The 18247-nt window shown below is 36.5% G+C and carries 17 protein-coding genes, 1 tRNA gene, 1 rRNA gene, 1 other RNA gene and 1 other annotated feature; of the genes, 16 read left to right on the forward strand and 4 right to left on the reverse strand.

Going from position 1 to position 18247, the window contains the following annotated elements:
* The first annotated feature begins 157 nt into the window (after positions 1-157).
* Together rrf and LT143_RS20000 are read left to right on the forward strand one after the other, a co-directional pair.
* Positions 158-273: ribosomal RNA gene (gene rrf, locus LT143_RS19995) — 5S ribosomal RNA — on the forward strand.
* A gap of 887 nt (positions 274-1160) precedes the next feature.
* Positions 1161-2222, forward strand: coding sequence for a hypothetical protein (locus LT143_RS20000; RefSeq protein ID WP_246946172.1), 1062 nt, complete (start codon positions 1161-1163; stop codon positions 2220-2222).
* A 48-nt stretch (positions 2223-2270) separates the two neighbouring features.
* Here LT143_RS20000 and LT143_RS20005 read toward each other — a convergent pair whose 3' ends face one another.
* Complete coding sequence (locus tag LT143_RS20005) at positions 2271-3242, reverse strand: YaaC family protein (protein ID WP_246946173.1); 972 nt, start codon at positions 3240-3242, stop codon at positions 2271-2273.
* 123 nt (positions 3243-3365) lie between these two features.
* Between LT143_RS20005 and guaB the strand changes: the two genes are divergently transcribed.
* The 7 genes from guaB to LT143_RS20040 all read left to right on the forward strand — a co-directional run bounded on the left by guaB (position 3366) and on the right by LT143_RS20040 (position 10608).
* Complete coding sequence (guaB, locus tag LT143_RS20010; RefSeq protein WP_246946174.1) at positions 3366-4829, forward strand: IMP dehydrogenase; 1464 nt, start codon at positions 3366-3368, stop codon at positions 4827-4829.
* A 103-nt stretch (positions 4830-4932) separates the two neighbouring features.
* Positions 4933-6279 carry a D-alanyl-D-alanine carboxypeptidase family protein gene (locus LT143_RS20015; RefSeq protein WP_418909860.1) on the forward strand — a complete coding sequence of 449 codons (1347 nt, stop codon included), beginning with the start codon at positions 4933-4935 and terminating at the stop codon, positions 6277-6279.
* Positions 6280-6552: 273 nt separating this feature from the next.
* Positions 6553-7437 (forward strand): pyridoxal 5'-phosphate synthase lyase subunit PdxS, encoded by an 885-nt coding sequence (gene pdxS, locus LT143_RS20020; RefSeq protein ID WP_246946175.1) that lies wholly within the window; start codon positions 6553-6555, stop codon positions 7435-7437.
* 18 nt (positions 7438-7455) lie between these two features.
* Positions 7456-8031, forward strand: a complete 576-nt coding sequence (pdxT, locus tag LT143_RS20025; RefSeq protein ID WP_246946176.1) for a pyridoxal 5'-phosphate synthase glutaminase subunit PdxT — start codon at positions 7456-7458, stop codon at positions 8029-8031.
* A 67-nt stretch (positions 8032-8098) separates the two neighbouring features.
* Positions 8099-8322 (forward strand) — a binding site (T-box leader).
* An 89-nt stretch (positions 8323-8411) separates the two neighbouring features.
* Positions 8412-9686, forward strand: a complete 1275-nt coding sequence (gene serS / locus LT143_RS20030; protein WP_246946177.1) for a serine--tRNA ligase — start codon at positions 8412-8414, stop codon at positions 9684-9686.
* A gap of 90 nt (positions 9687-9776) precedes the next feature.
* Positions 9777-9869, forward strand: a tRNA-Ser gene (locus tag LT143_RS20035).
* Between the two features lie 115 nt (positions 9870-9984).
* Positions 9985-10608 (forward strand): NUDIX hydrolase, encoded by a 624-nt coding sequence (locus LT143_RS20040; protein ID WP_246946178.1) that lies wholly within the window; start codon positions 9985-9987, stop codon positions 10606-10608.
* Positions 10609-10641: 33 nt separating this feature from the next.
* On the opposite strand, the gene LT143_RS20045 is transcribed toward LT143_RS20040, so the two are convergent.
* The 3 genes from LT143_RS20045 to LT143_RS20055 all read right to left on the reverse strand — a co-directional run bounded on the left by LT143_RS20045 (position 10642) and on the right by LT143_RS20055 (position 13359).
* Positions 10642-11310: a deoxynucleoside kinase gene (locus LT143_RS20045; protein WP_246946179.1), complete on the reverse strand. Its 669-nt coding sequence runs from the start codon at positions 11308-11310 to the stop codon at positions 10642-10644.
* Positions 11307-11945, reverse strand: coding sequence for a deoxynucleoside kinase (locus tag LT143_RS20050; RefSeq protein ID WP_246946180.1), 639 nt, complete (start codon positions 11943-11945; stop codon positions 11307-11309). The genes LT143_RS20045 and LT143_RS20050 overlap by 4 nt, the downstream gene beginning before the upstream one ends.
* A 127-nt stretch (positions 11946-12072) precedes the next feature.
* A complete protein-coding gene (locus LT143_RS20055; RefSeq protein WP_246946181.1) occupies positions 12073-13359 on the reverse strand; it encodes a LysM peptidoglycan-binding domain-containing protein in 1287 nt (428 codons plus the stop codon).
* 165 nt (positions 13360-13524) lie between these two features.
* On the opposite strand from LT143_RS20055, the gene tadA reads away from it, so the two are divergent.
* The 7 genes from tadA (at position 13525) to LT143_RS20090 (ending at position 17910) form a co-directional block, all read left to right on the forward strand.
* Positions 13525-14010, forward strand: a complete 486-nt coding sequence (gene tadA / locus LT143_RS20060) for a tRNA adenosine(34) deaminase TadA (protein WP_246946182.1) — start codon at positions 13525-13527, stop codon at positions 14008-14010.
* 91 nt (positions 14011-14101) lie between these two features.
* An RNA gene (ffs, locus tag LT143_RS20065) (signal recognition particle sRNA large type) lies at positions 14102-14366 on the forward strand.
* Between the two features lie 170 nt (positions 14367-14536).
* Positions 14537-16228, forward strand: coding sequence for a DNA polymerase III subunit gamma/tau (dnaX, locus tag LT143_RS20070; protein WP_246946183.1), 1692 nt, complete (start codon positions 14537-14539; stop codon positions 16226-16228).
* A 17-nt stretch (positions 16229-16245) separates the two neighbouring features.
* Positions 16246-16563 (forward strand): YbaB/EbfC family nucleoid-associated protein, encoded by a 318-nt coding sequence (locus tag LT143_RS20075; RefSeq protein WP_246946184.1) that lies wholly within the window; start codon positions 16246-16248, stop codon positions 16561-16563.
* Positions 16564-16726: 163 nt separating this feature from the next.
* Positions 16727-17323, forward strand: coding sequence for a recombination mediator RecR (gene recR / locus LT143_RS20080; protein ID WP_246946185.1), 597 nt, complete (start codon positions 16727-16729; stop codon positions 17321-17323).
* Between the two features lie 18 nt (positions 17324-17341).
* Entirely contained in the window at positions 17342-17560 is a 219-nt protein-coding gene (locus LT143_RS20085; protein WP_246946186.1) for a YaaL family protein, read from the forward strand.
* A gap of 86 nt (positions 17561-17646) precedes the next feature.
* Positions 17647-17910: a pro-sigmaK processing inhibitor BofA family protein gene (locus tag LT143_RS20090; protein ID WP_246946187.1), complete on the forward strand. Its 264-nt coding sequence runs from the start codon at positions 17647-17649 to the stop codon at positions 17908-17910.
* Positions 17911-18247: the final 337 nt, after the last annotated feature.

An 18247-nucleotide genomic window follows, 5' to 3' on the forward strand; every position in this document is an offset into this window, starting at 1 on the left:
TTCTATCTAGTTTTGAGGGAACAATCCTTCATGAGATGAAAAAGAACCAAGAAGTTCGAGGAAGCGAAGCTTAGAGGAGCGGAATGAAGTTATTCTTCATGAGCACCGGAGAAGCAAAGCTGACGAAGAAATTCGCCGGTTGTTTTTTATCGAGTAGTTTGGTGATGATGGCGAAGAGGACACACCCGTTCCCATTCCGAACACGGAAGTTAAGCTCTTCAGCGCCGATGGTAGTTGGGACTTTGTCCCTGTGAGAGTAGGACGTTGCCAAGCAATGTAAAAAAAGCAGCTAGTTTAGCTGCTTTTTTTTGTGTTTTCTTTGCTTTCGTGGAATTACGGAGAAAAATTGTAAAATAATCTAGAAAATCGTGAAATCACGTAATTTTTCGGGGAAATACCAACTAAAAAGCTGGAATAACGCATATTTTCGTGGAAATACCAAAATAGAGGTAAGCTAGAATTCCATATAGCCATATCCTAAACGATTAAATATAAATACATGAACCAAAAGTTACTAAAACTACCTCCACGTAGTGAATAAATTCCCTATGTAGGAAAAAAAATACTGATTTAATACATAATTACTCGCACTTAATGCGAAAGATGCAAGTAACCTGTCGATACATCCACTCCCCTATAAAAACAATAATCAATAAGAATAGAACCTTCTAGAAAGAGAAATTCACCAGTTACATCCTTAGCACCCACCTCATTATAATATGCGCAAACCTAAGTAGGACCTTAATCAAATAACGAAGTATCAGCTTAACTAAAAAATACTCTGACCTAGTTGCCACGACTAATTTTCTATAAATAAGGCTCTTTTTGTAGAGTTTGTCGCTTTCGTAAAAAATCACTAATGCCTGACTCTAACTCAATAGTTTAATGTTATCCTGCTATTTATTACTGATCTGCTCTCTTTTTAAACAATATATACTACATTTATCGTTAAAAATGAGCTTAACTTCAAATAGTGTAGGTTAGGAAGCAACAATGTTTTAGAAAAGGGCCATAAATAAAAACAACTTTTTTTAAATCTTCATGTAACAATTACCAAATACTACCGTCTCATAGATGTAAAGAAAAGGTTGCTTCTGACTAGTATGTTACAAAACTCAAAAAGCTACCTAATCCAAACTATTAATCGAGGTGTAAACAAAATGAAAAATATGAAACTTAGTATCTTATTAGTAATGACATTATCTCTTACGGCTTGTGGAACTGCCGTGAAGCAAGATCATCCAGCAAATGAAAGTAAACCAGTTGTATCTACAAATGGTTCTAATGCTACTCAAGCTGGTGAAACAACTAAGGAAGTGGTGACAGAAGAAGCTTCTTATGTTGGCCAAATAGATTCCAACTTTATTGAAGTAAACACGGAAACGGAGATTCTTACCTTACTAACTAATGAAGTAAATAATGTAGATTGGAACAGTATTGAAAAGAATGCACATGTAATTGTAGAGTACTATAAAAATGAAAACAATCAGTATGTACTAACCAATATAGAAATAACAAAGAATGCCCAAAAAGAGAATTCTCAGCCTACATTGGTTCGTGAAGAAGCTGCCTATGCAGGAAAAGTAGATTCAAATACAATAGAAGTAAATACCGAGTTTAAAACCCTCACTCTACAAATCGGTAAAGTAAATAATGTTGACTGGAACAATATTGTAAAGAATGCACATGTGATCGTGGAGTACTATAAAAATGAAAACAAGCAGTATGTACTAACCAATATAGAAATAACAAAGAATACAAAAAAAGAGAATTCTCAGCCTACATTGGTTCGTGAAGAAGCAACCTATGTAGGAAAAGTAGATTCAAATTCAATAGAAGTAAATACTGAATTTAAAACCCTCACTCTACAAATCGGTAAAGTAAAGAATGTAGATTGGAATAGTATTGAAAAGAATGCACATGTAATTGTGGAGTACTATAAAAATGAAAACAATCAGTATGTACTAACCAATATAGAAATAACAAAGAATGCTCAAAAAGAGAGTTCTCAGCCTACAATGATTCGTGAAGAAGCAGCCTATGTAGGAAAAGTAGATTCAAATTCAATAGAAGTAAATACCGAGTTTAAAACCCTCACTCTACAAATCGGTAAAGTAAAGAATGTAGATTGGAGCAGTATTGAAAAGAATGCACATGTCATTATTGAGTACTATCAAAATGAAAAAGGACAATATGTTCTTACAGCTATAGAGGTAAAATAATAAAATGCAAGACCGTTGATAGGACTTATCAGGCGGTTTTGCATTTTTTTATTCAATCTTTGAATAAAGATAATGTGATAATAATGTTGGTATTTTGGTGGTTGTAGTTGAGATAAATTGCTGAATGAAAGGCAAGTCTTTGGTGCTTGCATTTTGAAGTAATTCACTCCACCATTCTGTTTCATACCTTGATATCATACTTAGATTATATAAGAGTAAATAATGAACCATTATTTCAGGGAAATAGGTGGTTGAATCTCGTTGTGTCGAAAGGAAATAGGTATGATCTATATATTGATAATAAAATGGATAACTATTAATAGGTGTTAAATCTTTTGATTGAAGTGTAAAAATGAATTTTTTTTGATTATTATCATATATAACTTCTTGTACATCTTTTATAGTACCTATAAGAAAAGAAATAAACCTTTCTTCAGTCATATGAAAATAATCAAGAAATTTATCCGTAATACTGTATGATAACTCACTCTCCCTGTCTATTTGTAAAGACACTGACTCCCCATAACTAAACTTAAATAAAGGGTTTAATTCAGGTATTCTTCTAAATAAGGAGTTCATAGCAATCTTCTCTCCATCAAGGTGTTCCACATGAAACATTTTTTGGGAAAAATGAGAGAAAAGCCCATTTTTTTGTATTTTAACTTCATCCTTCAAGAAATCATAAGATTGTTTTTTTCGCTTACGTGTTGAGACTCCATGAGCTAGTACTGAAGTTGATTCAGGGTATTCAGGATCTACTGATAATAAGCAGGCTTTTAGTAATTGGGTCATGCCGTAAAATAGTAAGACTGGTTTGATGGATGGTGGAGCTTGTCGGGATAATTGGTAATAACTTTTTCCATGGTCTAAGTAATAAATAAAGGGATAACAATTCTGATAGCTTTTTTTTTCTGGTTCCTCTATGTTTTGAAAGGTATACACTTTACATAAGTATTCCTGTACATTAGCTGCAGAATGAAAGGGAGTGTATGATTGCCATACCTCTTGATGGTCAAACAATTGATATCCCTCCAAGATTGTTATTTTTAGAAAAATCAAACATATTATGTCTTTCTTGACAGTATTTTAACCAATTGTTAAGCTACTAATAATATTTTTTACAAAACTAGGGGGAGTAAGGGTATGTGGGAGAATAAGTTTGTAAAAGAAGGCTTAACATTTGATGATGTTTTATTAGTACCAGCTAAATCTGAAGTATTACCTCGAGATGTTGATTTAAGAACTGAATTGACTGACACAGTTAAGTTAAACATTCCAGTTATTAGTGCAGGAATGGATACTGTTACTGAAGCAGCGATGGCGATTGCAATGGCTAGACAAGGTGGATTAGGAATTATCCATAAAAACATGTCAATTGAGCAGCAAGCAGAACAAGTAGATAAGGTAAAACGTTCTGAAAGTGGTGTTATTACTAATCCATTCTTCTTAACTCCTGATCACCAAGTTTATGACGCAGAGCATCTAATGGGTAAATACCGCATTTCAGGTGTACCGATTGTTAATAATATGGATGACCAAAAATTAGTTGGTATTATTACTAACCGTGACCTTCGTTTTATTCAAGATTTCTCCACTAAGATTGAAGTTGTGATGACAAAAGAAAACTTAGTTACTGCCCCAGTTGGAACGAATTTAGAACAAGCAGAAAACATCTTACAACGTTACAAAATTGAAAAACTTCCACTAGTTGATGATAACGGAATATTAAAAGGTTTAATTACAATTAAAGATATTGAAAAGGTAATTGAGTTTCCAAATGCTGCAAAAGATAGCCAAGGTCGTTTATTAGTTGGTGCAGCGGTTGGTGTTACAGCAGATACGATGCTTCGCGTTCAAAAACTAATTGAAGCAGGAGTTGACTGTCTTGTATTAGATACAGCACATGGACATTCAAAAGGTGTACTAGATAAAGTAAGAGAGATTAAAGATGCATACCCAGCCATATCTTTAATAGCAGGAAATGTAGCAACTGCTGACGCAACAAGAGAGCTTATTGAAGCAGGAGCAGATGTGATTAAAGTAGGAATTGGGCCTGGTTCAATCTGTACAACACGTGTAGTAGCAGGGGTAGGTGTCCCACAAATCACAGCTGTTTATGATTGCGCAACAGAAGCTAAAAAGTATGGTGTTCCTATTATTGCAGACGGTGGCATTAAATATTCTGGAGATATGGTAAAAGCACTAGCAGCTGGAGGAAATGCTGTCATGCTTGGTAGTCTATTAGCAGGTGTCTCTGAAAGTCCTGGAGACCGTGAGATCTATCAAGGCCGTCAATTTAAAGTGTATCGTGGAATGGGATCTATCGGTGCCATGGAAAAAGGTAGTAAAGATCGCTACTTCCAGGAAAATAATCAAAAGGCTGTTCCAGAAGGAATTGAAGGACGAGTACCTTATAAAGGTCCTTTAGTAGATACGGTTTATCAACTATTAGGTGGTATTCGCTCAGGAATGGGATACTGTGGAACAAAGACTCTTCATGAGTTAAGAGAAAACGCACAGTTTGTAAGAATGACTGGTGCGGGCTTACGAGAAAGCCATCCACATAATATTCAAATTACGAAGGAAGCGCCAAACTACTCCTTATAATAGATAGTAAATTATACCCCTTTAGACAGAGGATCATGTTCTCTGTCTATTTTTTTGTGAAAGCATATGGTAGAATATGATGGGACAACTTAGAGGAGGGATTATAGTGAAAGAAAGAAACAAGTCTTTCATTTTTTATTTTTTTGTAGCTCTTACATTTATGATGACGTCGCTATTTCCAAGCAGTGGCTATGCCGCTGAATCGAATATATTAGATCTAGAAGCGAAATCTGCTATTTTAGTAGACGCTAAGACCGGACTAATCCTTTATGAGAAGGATGCTGAGACTGCACTTCCAACAGCGAGTATGACGAAAATGATGTCTGAGTATTTAGTGCTAGAGGCCATCAATAATGGGAAAATCTCTTGGGATCAAGAGACAGGTATATCTGAATACGTTTATAAAATTTCCCAGAATAGAAGCTTATCCAATGTTCCACTACGTTCTGATTATCAGTACAATGTTAAGGAATTATATGAGTCGATGGCGATTTATTCAGCTAATGGTTCAACCATTGCCCTAGCAGAATTAATTGCTGGTTCTGAAACAAATTTTGTTAAGATGATGAATGAAAAAGCAGCAGAACTAGGATTAGAAAATTATAAGTTTGTTAACTCTACTGGTTTAAATAATCAAGATTTATATGGAAATCATCCAGATGGCACAGGTGCTGAAGAAGAAAACCTAATGTCAGCAAAGGATACTGCAAAACTTGCATTTCACTTATTAAATGACTATCCAGAGGTATTAGATACAGCAAGTATCCCAAAATCTGTATTTAGAGACGGTACAGATGATCGTACTGAAATGCCAAACTGGAATTGGATGTTACCGACACTTTCTTTCGCATATGAAGGTGTAGATGGATTAAAGACAGGTACTACCGATTTAGCAGGTTACTGTTTTACTGGAACTGCTGAGAAAAACGGAGTTCGTTTAATAACAGTTGTAATGAAAACAAATAATTATCAAGAAAGATTCGGTAACACGAAAAAGCTTCTTGACTATGGTTTTAGTAACTATGAAATGCAAGAAATTGTTCCTGAAGGTTTTCAAGTAAAGGAACAAGAAACCTTACCTGTTGTAAAAGGTAAAGATAAAGAAGTAGAAATAGAATCAACAAATGCAATTTCTATCCTTATGAAACGTGGGGAGAAAGAATTGTATCAGCCTGTCGTTACAATTGATGAAAAACTACTTACAACAGAGGGTGCATTAACGGCTCCTGTTGAAAAGGGTACAAAGGTTGGTACGCTTACGATTGAATATACAGGTGAGAATACGCTTAAATTTCTAACAGAAAAAGGCGACGATCTAATAAAATCAGATGTCGTTACAACATCTAACATAGAGAAGTCAAACTGGTTTGTCTTGTTTATGCAAGCAATTGGTGGTTTCTTTGCGGATATATGGACAAACGCTGCAGACGGAATTAAAGGATTATTCTAAAGAAAAGGACTCCCTTTCATAAGGAGTCCTTTTCTTTATATATTCGTTACTCTGTTTTCCAACGATTATATTAACTTAGTTATATATATAGACTATTGCGTCTTTTGAATATAAATAGTAGGTTTTTTTTTACTTTTAATGTAGAATAATACAATGACAAGCAGTTTGTAATATTTTAATCCTTTTGTTTAAAAGATAGTAGAAGAAAAGGTGCTTGACGCTTGTTTTTCTCTATTTCAACAAATGTAAGCTTACATATAGGGGGTATTTATAATGGCAAATCTAGGTACTGAAAGAGTAAAAAGAGGTATGGCAGAAATGCAAAAGGGTGGCGTTATCATGGACGTTGTTAACGCTGAACAAGCTAAAATTGCGGAAGAAGCTGGTGCTGTAGCAGTTATGGCATTAGAGCGTGTTCCTGCAGACATTCGTGCAGCAGGTGGAGTAGCTCGTATGGCTGATCCTACTATTGTAGAAGAAGTTGTAGGTGCAGTTTCTATTCCAGTAATGGCAAAAGCACGTATTGGTCACATCGTAGAAGCACGTGTATTAGAATCTTTAGGTGTAGACTACATCGATGAGAGTGAAGTATTAACTCCTGCTGATGAAGAGTATCATATTGATAAGAGACAATTTACTGTTCCATTCGTTTGTGGTTGCCGCGATTTAGGTGAGGCTGCTAGACGTATTGGTGAAGGTGCATCGATGCTTCGTACAAAGGGTGAGCCAGGAACAGGTAATATCGTAGAAGCAGTACGTCATATGAGAAAAGTAAATGCTCAAGTACGTAAGCTTGTTGCAATGAGTGAAGATGAAGTGATGATGGAAGCAAAGCTTCTAGGTGCTCCATTTGAATTATTATTAGAAATTAAGAGACTAGGTCGCTTACCTGTTGTTAACTTTGCTGCAGGTGGAGTTGCTACTCCTGCTGATGCGGCATTAATGATGCAATTAGGAGCAGACGGAGTATTCGTAGGTTCAGGTATCTTCAAGTCTGATAACCCAGCAAAATTTGCTCGTGCCATTGTAGAAGCAACTACTCACTATCAAGACTATGAGTTAATTGCATCTTTATCTAAAAACCTTGGAGCTGCAATGAAGGGTGTAGACATTTCATCATTACTACCAGAACAACGTATGCAAGAGCGTGGCTGGTAATAAGAGGAGTTTTTAGTAATGGTTAAAGTGGGAGTACTAGGTTTACAAGGAGCTGTTAGGGAGCATGTTCATGCTTTAGAACAGTCAGGTGCAGAAGCACTTGTTATTAAAAGACCTGAACAGCTAGAAGAGTTAGATGGTCTCGTTATCCCAGGTGGCGAAAGTACAACCATGCGCCGCTTAATAGATAAATACGACTTTATGAAACCTTTAAAAGAGTTTGCCGCACAAGGGAAACCAATGTTTGGAACGTGTGCAGGACTAATTCTTTTAGCCAATAAAATTGAAGGCTATGATGAGCCACATATCGGTGTCATGGATATAACCGTTGAACGTAATGCATTTGGTCGTCAAAAGGAAAGTTTTGAGGCTGAATTAATGATTACGGGAGTTGCCGAAGATTTTGTCGGGGTATTCATCAGAGCGCCATATGTTGTAGAAGTTGGCGAAGAGGTAGAGGTACTATCGAAACATAACGAAAGAATTGTAGCTGTTCGTCAGGGACAATTTTTAGGTTGTGCGTTCCATCCAGAATTAACAGAAGACCACCGATTTGCTCAGTATTTTGTAAATATGGTGAAAGAATCTAAATAAAAGGTGTATAACACTATTGAATCCTGAACAAACTTGTAGTAAATTAATAATTACTAAAATTTGTTAGGTTAAATCGATGATAGGAAATAGTAACGTGTGTTCTTTCTTTAGAGAGTCGGTGGTTGGTGTAAACCGATGTAAGATACTCGTGAATCCATCCTTGAGTGAAATATCGAACGGTATTCCCAGTAGATATTTCCGGCTTTCTGCCGTTACAGAGACCCAAGAGATAGATTGTTTTGAGACAATCTATAATTAGGGTGGCAACGCGGGTTAACTCTCGTCCCTGTTTTTAGGGACGGGAGTTTTTTGTTTTAGGCTAATTAGCTCAATTAACGTCAAGAACTACCAATTTTCATATTGATTAGGAGGAAACAATCATGTTGGATTTAAAGTATTTACGAGCAAATTTTGAAGTAGTGAAAGATAGACTTAAATTTCGTGGTGAGGACCTTTCTGATCTAGGAAAGTTTGAAGACTTAGATCAAAAGCGTCGTACTCTCATTGCAGAAGCTGAAGAGTTAAAAAGTAAACGTAATGAAGTATCTCAGCAAATTTCAAAATTAAAGCGAGAGAAACAAGATGCTGATTCTCTAATTGTTGAAATGAGAGAAGTAGGAGACCGTATAAAGGTTTTAGATGATGAGCTTCGTGAAGTAGAGCAAGAATTAGAGCAGTTATTATTATCTATTCCTAACATTCCTCATGAAAGTGTACCAATTGGAGAAACAGAAGATGATAATGTGACAGTCCGGACATGGGGAGAAATTCCGCAGTTCTCTTTTGAGCCAAAGGCACACTGGGATATTGCGACTGGTTTAGAAATACTAGACTTTGAACGTGCAGGAAAAGTAACGGGAAGCCGGTTTGTTTTCTATAAGGGGTTAGGTGCCCGTTTAGAGCGTGCACTCATTAATTTCATGATGGACTTACATGCAGATGAACATGGCTATCAAGAAGTCATTCCACCATTTATTGTTAACCGCGATAGTATGATTGGTACGGGACAACTTCCTAAATTTGAAGAAGATGCATTTAAAATTGTAGGTGAAGATTATTTCTTAATTCCAACGTCTGAAGTACCTGTTACAAACCTACACCGAGATGAGATTCTACATGGTGATCAACTCCCTATTAGCTATGCAGCATTTAGTGCAAATTTCCGTTCTGAAGCGGGATCTGCAGGTCGTGATACAAGAGGGTTAATTCGTCAGCACCAATTCAATAAAATTGAGCTAGTCCGTTTTGTTAAGCCTGAAGATTCTTATGAAGAACTAGAAAAACTAACGTCACATGCTGAGAAGGTATTACAGTTATTAGAACTTCCTTACCGAGTACTAAGCATGTGTACGGCTGATCTAGGTTTCACGGCTGCGAAGAAGTATGATATAGAAGTATGGATTCCAAGCTATGAGTCTTACCGTGAGATTTCTTCTTGCAGTAACTTTGAAGCATTCCAAGCAAGACGTGCTAACATTCGCTTCCGTAGAGAACTAAATGCAAAACCAGAGCATGTTCATACATTAAACGGCTCAGGATTAGCAGTAGGACGTACAGTTTCAGCTATTTTAGAGAACTACCAACAAGAAGATGGTAGTGTAATTGTGCCAAAAGTGCTACGTCCATATATGGGCAATAAAGAAGTAATTAGATAGTATAAGGGGGGCTTCCCCCTTTGCATTTATTATATCTTTAAAAGTGTTGACAAGCTTTTTGTAATTTGATATATTATTACTTGTCGATACGGAGGAATACCCAAGTCCGGCTGAAGGGATCGGTCTTGAAAACCGACAGGCGGGTTAAACCGCGCGGGGGTTCGAATCCCTCTTCCTCCGCCATATTTTATATCGATATTCATAGCGCATAAAATGGAGATTACAAACCAATTACAAAAGTAATTGGTTTTTTTATGTTCTCTTAAATAAGGTATAATGAAGTTAGTGGGGTGGTTTGATGGACGCAAAAAATATAGTGGAAAAAGTAAAGGAGCATATTCCTAACGTACTTGGGAATGACCGTTACTCAAAGTATGCTGTTCTTATACCGCTAGTCGAAAAAGATGGTGAGTTGCATATCCTCTTTGAAATTAGATCATATGAGTTAAAGAGACAACCTGGAGACATATGCTTTCCTGGGGGAAGAGTAGATGCATCAGATCAAACGAGTAAAGAAGCTGCAATCAGGGAAACAAGAGAAGAATTAGGGATTAGTGAAAATGACATCACTACGATATATCCTTTAGATTATGTAGTTTCACCTTTTGGGATGTTAATCTATAGCTTTGTTGGATTTATTAAATCACCAGACTCCATACATATTAATCCTTCAGAGGTTGAAGACATTTTTACTGTTCCATTAACGTTCTTTCTAGAAAATAAACCGAAAGTATATCATGTTGACTATAATATTAAACCTGATGAGAACTTTCCCATTGATTTAATCGTCGGTGGTGAGAACTATGATTGGAAAGTTAGAAAGATGGAAGAACAATTCTATCTTTATGATGATAAGGTTATTTGGGGCCTAACAGCTAAGATCCTTTCACATTTTATTGATATTCTTCATAATAGCAAATAAAAAACCGGATGTGGTCTCACATCCGGTTTATGTTTATATTTTTACCGTGCTTTTATTAGTAATAAAACGTCCAACCTTTTCAATAATAGGTTCTATTGAAGCTTGATCTTCAAGAATATCATATTCATTTATATTTAATCTTAATACAGGGCAAGCATGGAAATTATCAATCCATGTCTCATAGCGATGATGCATTTCTTCCCAGTATTCTATAGGTGTTTGTTGTTCCATTGGTCTACCACGTTCTTTAATTCTATCAAGGATGTCGTCTATGCTTCCCTCAAGATAGATTAATAAATCAGGATGTGGAAAATATGGGGTCATCACCATTGCATCAAATAAAGAAGTATACGTTGTATAATCAACCTCTGTCATTGTACCCTTTTCATAGTGCATTTTGGCAAAAATCCCAGTATCCTCATAAATGGATCGGTCTTGAATAAATCCTCCACCATATTCAAAAATTTTCTTTTGTTCTTTAAAACGTTCAGCTAAGAAATAAATTTGTAAATGGAAGCTCCAACGTTCGAAGTCTTGATAAAATTTATCTAAATAAGGATTAGTATCCACCTTTTCAAATGAAGTTCGAAATCCAAGTGCATTGGCTAATCCTTTTGTCATTGTGGATTTCCCGACACCAACTGTCCCTGCTATCGTAATGACTGCATTACTGGGTATTCCATACTTTTCACGTAAACTCATATTGTTGCTCTCCCTTTAACCGTTGATTCAATCGTACTAATGATTATCTGTAAATCCTGTTCATTCCTCACAAAATCTAGATCGTCACCATTAAAACGTAAAATTGGGATATGTGGATTCATATATTGGAACATTTCCATAGCTCTCTCATAGTCCTCAATGAGCTGTTGTAGATACGCAGCACTCATTTGCTTTTCAATTTCTCGACCACGTTTTGCCACACGATGAAGTAATGTATCTAAACTGGCGTGAAGATATATGATTACATTAGGTTCTGGCATATCATTTGTTAAAATTTCATATATTTGACGATACTTTTGAGATTGATATTCGTTCAATGTTCGATCGGCAAATATCATGTTTTTCATAATATGATAATCAGCCACTACCGGCTTGTTTTGTTTTAGATAAGATTGGTTAATATCCTCTAGCTGTTTATAGCGATTGCAAAGAAAGAACATTTCAGTTTGAAAACTCCACTCTTCAATATTTGAATAGAACTTTCCAAGAAAAGGATTCTCCTCTACAATTTCCTTTAATAATTGAAATTGAAACCGGTTTGCAATTTCTTTTGCTAGTGAGGTTTTACCTACACCAATTGGGCCCTCTACTGTAATAAAAGGTGTTTGACTCATTATGATCCTCCTAAACTCATAAAATCTGACAAAATGAATCAAATTTCAGCATAATCTTATTTATTTTAACACAGAGTGAGGAGGCTTTGGAGAATAAAAAAATCCTACAAAATGTAGGATTAGGAAATTATCTTTTTGTGACATTGAAGTTTTCTGTAATTAACAACCAGTTTTGAGGAAATGGAAGGCCGAGCTTCCAGTAACTAATTCCTCTTAGGCCTAATTCTTTAATTAGGTCAAACTTTGCCTGGATTGATCTTGCATCTTCAAACCAAACCTTATGTTGCTTCTGTTCACTATCTACATAATTAAAGTGAGGTGCTTGGGCTTCATAATCATATAAAATAGGTACATTGTTCTTTGCAGCTAGTTCAATTGCGGCATTTGGACTTACTGCCTTTGCATATTCTCCGCCCTCAACGTAAGGAAGTGTCCAATCATAGCCATATAAGTTTTGCCCCATCATAATTTTAGAACCTGGCATCTCAGTAAGAGCGTATTCTAAAACTTCTCGCACAGGTCCAATTGGTGATACTGGCATAGCGGGTCCACCACTGTAGCCCCACTCATAAGTCATAATAACAACGAAATCAACAATTTCTCCGTGAGCTTTGTAATCATGTGCCTCATACCACTTACCTTTTTGGTCGGCACTTGTCTTAGGCGCTAGTGCAGTAGAAAGTAGGTAGCCCTCTGCTTTTAAACGAGTTTTTGCTTTTCGTAAAAAAGAATTGTATCTTTCACGATCCTCTGGTCGTAAGTACTCCATGTCAAAATGGATATCTCGGAAATTATACTTTTTAGCAGCTGAAATAATATTATCTAATAAGGTAGTTTGTAATGAATCATTCGTGAGAATAATCCTCCCAAGCTCGTCACTAAACTGACCTTCCTCTAAGTTTGTTATGACCATCATAAGAGTCACTTGATTTTGGCTGGCGATAGAAGGAAAATTGTTTAGTAGTGGTTCCTTTAACGATCCATCTCGTTGAATTTGAAAACTAAATGGTGCTAGGTACGTGAGATACGGGGCGGTTTCTCTTGCAGCATTCTCAATTGCTGGTGCAACAGTATTACCTAATGGCTCTACATAAGCATTAATTTCAGCGTTTCGTTTTGGAAGAGAAGGGATATACAAGCGTGTCCCGATAGAAAGTGATTGTGTAGGTGATATTCTGTTAATTTGTGCTAATCTCTGAAAGGAGATACCAAACTTGTTTGCAATGGACCACAAGCTGTCACCAGACTGTGTCCAATAAAATTGACCGATAATTGGAATGACAATCGCCTGACCAACTACAAGAGGGACTTGTGTGTTTAACTCATTAGCCTCTACAATGTCATTGACAGTCGTTCCATAAGCCTGAGCAATACCGTATAACGATTGACCACTTTGAACCACGTGGGTTTGCATAGGATTCCTCCTTAAAAATAACTTTACTCACACAAACCATGATGATGCTATAGTAATGGAATGCGCAGAAAATGACTAATAGTATATGTATTGTAAAGAGCTATAAGAAATGTCATAAATTCACTAAAATAACGCTAATTTTACGGTTAAAAGGAGTTTTTTATATTGGTTGAAAAAAACGATATATATTATATGAAACTGGCACTAGCAGAGGCCAGTAAGGCAGAAGAAATAGGGGAGGTTCCAATTGGAGCAGTTTTAGTGAAGGACGGAAATGTCATTGCAGCTGGGCACAATCTACGTGAGACCGAGCAACGATCAATCGCTCATGCTGAATTATTAGTAATCGATCAAGCATGCAAGGAGTTAAATACATGGAGGTTAGAAGAGACCACTTTATATGTAACGTTAGAGCCATGCCCCATGTGTGCAGGAGCAATTGTCTTATCACGGATTCCAAGAGTCGTATACGGTGCCAAGGATCCTAAGGGTGGTTGTGCGGGTACACTAATGAACTTATTAGATGAATCAAGATTTAATCATCAAGCTATTGTAGAAAGTGGAGTACTAGAAGAGGAATGTAGTCACGCATTAAGTTCTTTTTTCCAAACTTTGCGTAATAAGAAAAAACTAACCTCTAAACCCAAATAATTAGAGCGTCCTCATCATTGCAATTTTTTCTCGCTCGTTATATACTTGTTTATGCGTCACCAAGACGCAACTAAATATGTTATCGACTTTGCCGTGCTAAGCGGGGAGGTAGCGGTGCCCTGTACTCGCAATCCGCTCTAGCGAGGCCGAATTCCTTCTAGAGGTTTATTCACTGTAAGGTCTGCCCTTAGTAAGTGGTGTTGACGTTCGGGTCCTGCGCAACGAGAATCCATGAATCCTGTCAGGTCCGGAAGGAAGCAGCAGTAAGTGGACCATCTCGTGTGCCGCGGGGTTGCCTGAACCGAGCTAACTGCTAGGGTAACGCTTATGGTGGTAAATCGACGGAAGGTGCACGGTAATTAGATCACATATTAAAAACTCACTTCTAAAGTGAGTTTTTTTATTTATCTTTAGCACCGTTGAATTGAAAGTACTTATTTAAAAGGAAGACTCTTATTTATCTTTGAAATCAAAAAGATAATTACGGTATAATGGTAAAGATGATAAAGAGGAGAAGGAGATTCCAATGGTATATCAAGCATTATATCGGGTGTGGAGGCCACAAAGCTTTCAAGATGTAGTCGGACAAGAACATATCACAAGAACACTTCAGAATGCTCTTCTTCATGAGAAAATAACGCACGCTTATTTATTTTCTGGACCTAGAGGAACGGGAAAAACAAGTGCTGCTAAAATTATTGCAAAAGCAATCAATTGTGAAAAAGCACCTGTAAGTGAACCGTGTAATGAATGTGATGCATGTAAAACTATCACAAATGGTTCAAACCCTGATGTGTTTGAGATCGACGCTGCATCTAATAATGGTGTAGATGAAATACGAGATATTCGCGATAAAGTGAAATTTGCACCTAGTACGGTAAGGTATAAAGTCTATATCATCGATGAAGTACATATGTTATCCATTGGAGCATTCAATGCCTTACTTAAGACACTTGAGGAACCTCCTAAACATGTTGTCTTTATCTTAGCTACGACTGAACCACATAAAATTCCATTAACGATTATTTCTAGATGTCAACGTTTTGATTTTAAACGAATCTCAGCGGCTTCAATTGTTAATCGAATGAAGACAATCGTTAATGAGCAACAGGTATCAATAGATGAAGATGCATTACTCGCGGTAGCCAGAGCAGCAGATGGCGGGATGAGAGATGCTCTAAGTTTACTTGACCAGGCTATTGCATTAAGTGATGAACAAGTAACCTTGGATAATGTATTAATGATAACAGGGGCAGTATCGCAGCAGTTTATCATGACACTAGTACAGGCTATTCAAGAAGAGCAGGTGCCCGTTGCCCTTCAAGCACTAGATGATCTAATGAATGAGGGGAAAGATCCTAAACGGTTTGTGGAAGACATGATTTATTTTTATCGTGATATTCTTCTCTATCAATCCTCTCCTGCGCTTGAAGACATCTTAGCCAGAGTAAAGGTCGATGATTCCTTTAAAAACTTAGCTCAAGATATGAATCCAAATAGAATTTATGAGATTATTGAAGTCCTTAATAAATGTCAACAAGAAATGAAGTGGACAAATCATCCTAAGATTCTACTTGAAATTGCAATCGTTCAGCTATGTCAACAGGAGAAACAGTCTATACCTCAAGTTGAATCTTTAGTTCAGCGGGTAAAAGAGCTGGAGCAGGAAGTTGCTACCTTGAAAGAAAAAGGGATTACTGTCTCACAAAATCAAAATGAGGCAGCCGCTCAAAAGGAACAGAGACCACAAAAGATGAGTAAAAGCAGTTATCGTGTTCCAGTAGGCAGAGCGACAGAGGTATTAAAACAAGCAACTAGACAAGACCTAAGCCAACTTAAGAGTAACTGGGGTAATATGTTAGAGCAATTAAGAAAGCAAAACAAGGTCTCACATGCCGCCTTACTTAGCGAAAGTGAACCTGTAGCTGCTTCTGAAAAAGCATTTATATTAGCCTTTAAATTCGAAATACATTGTAAAATGGCTGCAGAAAACACTAATAATGTACGAGATAATCTAGAAGGTATACTATATGATATTATAGGAAAAAGATTTGAAATGGTTGCAATCCCCGAATCCGAATGGGGGAAAATAAGAGAAGAGTATATTCGTGAGCAACGTAGCGATACAGAGGAAACTGAAAAGCAAGAAGAGAATCCTCTTATCACAGAAGCGCAAAAGCTTTTTGGTACAGAGCTCATTGAAATTATAGAAGATTAATATTAGGAGGTAACACTATGCGTGGTGGAAATATGGGTAATATGATGAAACAGATGCAAAAAATGCAAAAGCAAATGGCAAAGGCTCAGGAAGAGCTTGGAGAGAAGCGAATCGAAGGTACTGCTGGTGGCGGTATGGTAACAGTTATTGTAAGTGGACATAAAGAAGTGCTAGAAGTAAATATTAAAGAAGAAGTTGTAGATCCAGAAGATATCGAAATGCTACAAGACTTAGTATTAGCGGCAACTAATGATGCACTCAAGAAAGCAGATGAGCTAACAAATAACACAATGGGTCAATTCACTAAAGGTTTAAATTTACCTGGTATGTTCTAAGTGGAGGCTTTTTTACCAAAGGCTCTTTTCTAAGACTTAAACCTTCTTTACGAAGAGAGCCTTATAAAAAAAGCTCCCAATATATACTACGAGTCATTAAATTCACTTTTTTAAACAGCCGAGTATTATATGTCTGTCTATTGCGTGACAGGAGGAAAATAAATTGCACTATCCGGAGCCTATATCCAAGTTAATCGATAGTTTTATGAAGCTGCCAGGAATTGGACCCAAAACAGCGGTTCGCTTGGCTTTTTTTGTATTAAACATGAAAGAAGAAGATGTATTAGAGTTTGGTAAGAGTTTAGTTAATGCAAAGAGAAATTTAACTCATTGTTCTGTTTGTGGGCATATTACTGACAAGGATCCATGTCAAATCTGTGATGACCAATCCAGAGATAAGTCTGTGATATGTGTTGTTCAGGATCCAAAAGATGTCATCGCAATGGAAAAAATGAGGGAATATAACGGGTACTACCATGTCCTTCATGGAGCCATCTCCCCTATGGACGGTATAGGTCCAGAGGATATTAACATCGCAACTCTACTTAAAAGACTTCAGGATGATACAGTTCAGGAGATTATTCTAGCAACGAACCCCAATATCGAAGGGGAAGCAACAGCTATGTATATTTCAAGGTTATTAAGACCGACTGGAATCCGAATTACAAGAATTGCTCATGGCTTGCCGGTTGGTGGAGACTTAGAGTATGCCGATGAAGTAACGTTGTCAAAAGCTCTTGAAGGTAGAAGAGAACTGTAGTTAAAAGGGGGTCCATTCATGTTTTTCCAACGTAAAGGAAAATTAAGAAAATCATTTAATGAACAATTACTTTTAAGTTTAGAGAAAAATAAGAATGAATGGATGAGACAGAAAGAAATAGTGAATCGCTGTGTTGAACCTTCAGAAGAAGTTCTTTTCCACTTGAAAATTGCGGAAGCGAAATATTTCTTTCTTATAAGGGAAGCAAAACAGAGAAAAGTAACGTTATTAGGATAAGGATCACTAGACCTTGGTTCTTTTTTTAAATTCTCCTCATAATCATGTAAAAAGAAGGCATGTACAAAGAGGAGGGTTGAAACAAAATGGAGCCAACTATGATTTTATCCATATTAGCTGGTGCAATTGTTTTACTATTAATAGTAGGCGCACCACTTAGACCTGTTCGTTGGATTGGTCAAGGTTTGATAAAAATAATGATAGGGGCATTGTTGCTATTCTTTTTAAATGCGTTTGGGACAATGATTGACTTGCATGTTCCCATTAATTTAGCAACGTCCTCTGTATCAGGATTCCTAGGGATCCCTGGACTAATCGCGCTAGTCATCATTCAAACTTATATTCTCTAGGGAGACAAATGGTTATAGGCCATTTGTTTTTTTTATTTATTACACATTGACACAATAATAAAGAGTATGTTATCTTATTAAAGTCGCTTTTGAGGGCATAAAAACAACTTTAAAAAAACCCTTAAAAAAGATGTTGACTTTAAAATGTTACATGTGATATATTATTAAAGTCGCTTCTGAGCGATGTTGAAAAAAGTTCTTTGAAAACTAAACAAAACGTCAAGCGTGTTGGTTTATGTAAATCAACAACAATTTTTAAAAAAACTTATTAATGCCAGCGCATAATAAGGAAGTTTATTTTCGCTAAACGCGAAAAAAACTCGGTGTATTTGAGTTT

Source organism: Bacillus pinisoli (assembly GCF_023036475.1).
Classification (GTDB): Bacteria; Bacillota; Bacilli; order Bacillales; family SA4; genus Bacillus_BS; species Bacillus_BS pinisoli.

Excerpts from the sequence above, each read along its gene's own strand:
- guaB (WP_246946174.1), top strand. The coding sequence starts at position 3,366 with ATGTGGGAGAATAAGTTTGTAAAAGAAGGCTTAACATTTGATGATGTT.
- dnaX (WP_246946183.1), top strand. The coding sequence starts at position 14,537 with ATGGTATATCAAGCATTATATCGGGTGTGGAGGCCACAAAGCTTTCAA.
- LT143_RS20055 (WP_246946181.1), bottom strand. The coding sequence starts at position 13,359 with ATGCAAACCCACGTGGTTCAAAGTGGTCAATCGTTATACGGTATTGCT.
- pdxT (WP_246946176.1), top strand. The coding sequence starts at position 7,456 with ATGGTTAAAGTGGGAGTACTAGGTTTACAAGGAGCTGTTAGGGAGCAT.
- LT143_RS20040 (WP_246946178.1), top strand. The coding sequence starts at position 9,985 with ATGGACGCAAAAAATATAGTGGAAAAAGTAAAGGAGCATATTCCTAAC.
- LT143_RS20050 (WP_246946180.1), bottom strand. The coding sequence starts at position 11,945 with ATGAGTCAAACACCTTTTATTACAGTAGAGGGCCCAATTGGTGTAGGT.
- LT143_RS20075 (WP_246946184.1), top strand. The coding sequence starts at position 16,246 with ATGCGTGGTGGAAATATGGGTAATATGATGAAACAGATGCAAAAAATG.
- LT143_RS20090 (WP_246946187.1), top strand. The coding sequence starts at position 17,647 with ATGGAGCCAACTATGATTTTATCCATATTAGCTGGTGCAATTGTTTTA.
- pdxS (WP_246946175.1), top strand. The coding sequence starts at position 6,553 with ATGGCAAATCTAGGTACTGAAAGAGTAAAAAGAGGTATGGCAGAAATG.
- LT143_RS20045 (WP_246946179.1), bottom strand. The coding sequence starts at position 11,310 with ATGAGTTTACGTGAAAAGTATGGAATACCCAGTAATGCAGTCATTACG.
- LT143_RS20085 (WP_246946186.1), top strand. The coding sequence starts at position 17,342 with ATGTTTTTCCAACGTAAAGGAAAATTAAGAAAATCATTTAATGAACAA.
- LT143_RS20000 (WP_246946172.1), top strand. The coding sequence starts at position 1,161 with ATGAAAAATATGAAACTTAGTATCTTATTAGTAATGACATTATCTCTT.
- serS (WP_246946177.1), top strand. The coding sequence starts at position 8,412 with ATGTTGGATTTAAAGTATTTACGAGCAAATTTTGAAGTAGTGAAAGAT.